The organism is Shewanella sp. 125m-7 (genome assembly GCF_052977045.1).
In genome coordinates, this window is record NZ_JBRILQ010000087.1 from 1 (window position 1) to 2,785 (window position 2,785).

Consider the following 2,785-nt stretch of genomic DNA (forward strand, 5'->3'; position numbering starts at 1 on the left):
TCCCCTAGGGGATTCGAACCCCTGTTACCGCCGTGAAAGGGCGGTGTCCTAGGCCTCTAGACGAAGGGGACCCGGACTGCATTAGACTCTGCAAAGAGTGAATACTCATTAAACCTTGTAGGCTAAGGTTTAACGCTAACATTCAGTTAGTTGGTGGAGCCTAGCGGGATCGAACCGCTGACCTCAACACTGCCAGTGTTGCGCTCTCCCAGCTGAGCTAAGGCCCCTCACTAACTAAATCACTTTTGAGTGCACCGCGAACTATTCGTTTGCTGTGTCTCAACTGCGTGGCGCATTCTATGCAGCGCACCCAAAAGAGTCAACCCGTTTTTTACGAATTTATTCTATTTGCTACAAATTCAATCGCTTTGGAGATTCTTTGCTCTGTGCGGGCCTTGCCAACCAAGAATATGGTTAAATCAACAGCAGGAGACATACCAGCACCAGTAACTGCAACACGTAAAGGCATACCGACTTTACCCATACCGACTTCTAATTCAGCAGCTGTATCTTCAATTGCTTGATGAATTGCCTCTAAAGTCCACTCATTTAAAGCAGCTAGTTTAGATTGAATTAGTGTTAATGGCTCAAGAGCAACACCACGAAGGTGTTTTTTAGCTGCAGTTTCTTCAAATTCAGCAAAGTCTTCGTAGAAATAACGGCTAGAAGCAGCAAGTTCTTTTAGTGTCTTGGCGCGTTCAGATAATGCAGTAACAACTTCAGACAGTTTTGGGCCATTACTTGTATCAATATTCTGATCAGCCATGTGCCACTCAAGGTGTGAAGCAACATACTCTGGATCTGATTCTTTAATATAGTGCTGGTTTAACCAAATTAGTTTATCTGTATTAAAAGCAGAAGCAGCTTTATTGATATCGTCAAGACTGAAGAATTGCTTCATCTCGTCAATAGAGAAGATTTCTTGGTCGCCATGAGACCACCCTAAACGAACTAGGTAGTTAAGTAGTGCTTCTGGTAAATAACCATCATCACGATACTGCATAACACCGACAGCACCATGGCGCTTAGATAACTTAGCGCCGTCATCACCCAAGATCATCGCAACATGAGCGTATTCAGGAATTGGCGCACCTAGTGCTTTAAGGATGTTAATTTGACGCGGGGTGTTATTGATATGGTCTTCACCACGAACAACACAGGTAATCCCCATATCCCAATCATCAACCACTACACAGAAGTTATATGTAGGAGTGCCTTCGGTACGCGCAATGATTAAATCATCTAATGTACTGTTTGCAAATTCAATACGGCCACGAACATGATCGTCAAAAACAACACTTCCCTCAGTTGGGTTTTTGAAACGTACTACAAATGGTTCGTCAGTATCACGTGGCGCTTTATCACGACAGCAACCATCATACTTTTGCTGTTCGCCATTTGCAGCTTGCTCTTCACGCATGAGTTCAATACGCTCACGGCTACAGTAACACTTATAAGCAGTCCCCTGCTCTAGCATCTGCGCAATGATTTCATTGTAACGATCGAAACGCTTGGTTTGATAGTAAGGACCTTCGTCCCAATTCAGGTTAAGCCATTCCATACCTTCTAAAATAGCGGCGCAGGCTTCTGGTGTTGAACGCTCAAGATCGGTATCTTCGATACGTAAAACAAACTCACCTTGGTTTGCGCGTGCATATAACCATGAATAAAGTGCAGTACGAGCACCACCAACGTGCAAAAAGCCAGTAGGGCTTGGAGCAAAACGCGTCTTAATTGTCATAATGGACACTGACCTATGTAGAAAGTCTAAATAATAGACTGTACTAATGAATGTGGCACGTATTCTAACAGCCAAAGCGGTTAGGGAAAATAGATCAGCAACTATAAGACAAAGATAAGACAGATTTAACGGAGTAATTCAGTACCGCTAGCGATATTATACCCATCTGTAAATCTGTATTGAGTATAAAGACGTGATCGCTCAGCGAAAGTTTAATGCTTCTTAATTAAGGCAACGAGTGAAGAGCATAGTTGAACTAGGTTTAAGCTTGTTAATGCTATGTCGGATGCGCTAAAACTCACCGTCAACAACTCACAAGCCAAACTTGAGACATTAACCTTGCCATTGCATAGATATTAAGAGAGTTAAGGTCGGTGTATCAACTAGGTGTCATAAGTTTGAAGTCATAAGTAAATGCTCTCATACTGACGATATCGTAGTAAGCGTGATTAGCAAATAAATCTATAACACTTGATTCAATACTAGTTACGGGCATTTGAATACCCTTACTCCTTCGCTATTGATAACCAGTACCTTAGTGATTGATAGCCTGTAACCGCCAGCATAACGCTAACTCACACCGGCGAGCCCCTTTGCTTTAATTAACTTTGCTCTATATATAGCTTTAAACAAGTAACTCAATATTTACGGCAGTTTTGCCGCTATCAGCATGCCTCCCCTGCAAACAGCTTACTAAATTCGCGTCCGATGACGTGCCTCTTTCACGAAAACAAGGTTTACGATAATCAATTTGAACATATTGCTATTACTTAACGACTCCACTGATGCTATTGTGATGAGAAACCAATACGCCAAAAAGTTAAATTTTAACCACTTACTGTTCATCCAGAGGCTACTCTGATTAACTATGCAGCAACACGCACAAAATTGAACCGTAGTCGTTATTTTATCTAAAAAAAGCGTTGACACTAGATCGTTCCTCCCTATAATACGGCCCCACACAGCGAGGTCGATTAGCTCAGCTGGGAGAGCACCTCCCTTACAAGGAGGGGGTCACTGGTTCGAGCCCAGTATCGACCACCA

The 2,785-nt window shown here is 42.8% G+C and carries 1 protein-coding gene and 2 tRNA genes; 1 reads left to right on the plus strand and 2 read right to left on the minus strand.

The annotated features are described in order from the left end of the window. Nucleotides 1-151: 151 nt before the first annotated feature. Nucleotides 152-227 (minus strand) — tRNA-Ala (locus ACVBIL_RS20505). Between the two features lie 104 nt (nucleotides 228-331). Beyond that, nucleotides 332-1,741 carry a glutamate--tRNA ligase gene (gene gltX, locus ACVBIL_RS20510; protein ID WP_447168784.1) on the minus strand — a complete coding sequence of 470 codons (1,410 nt, stop codon included), beginning with the start codon at nucleotides 1,739-1,741 and terminating at the stop codon, nucleotides 332-334. A 968-nt stretch (nucleotides 1,742-2,709) separates the two neighbouring features. Here gltX and ACVBIL_RS20515 point away from each other — a divergent pair. Further along, nucleotides 2,710-2,785: transfer RNA gene (locus ACVBIL_RS20515), tRNA-Val, on the plus strand.

What these genes read in the sequence shown, in the direction of transcription:
- gltX (WP_447168784.1), bottom strand. Translation starts at nt 1,741, where the DNA reads ATGACAATTAAGACGCGTTTTGCTCCAAGCCCTACTGGCTTTTTGCAC.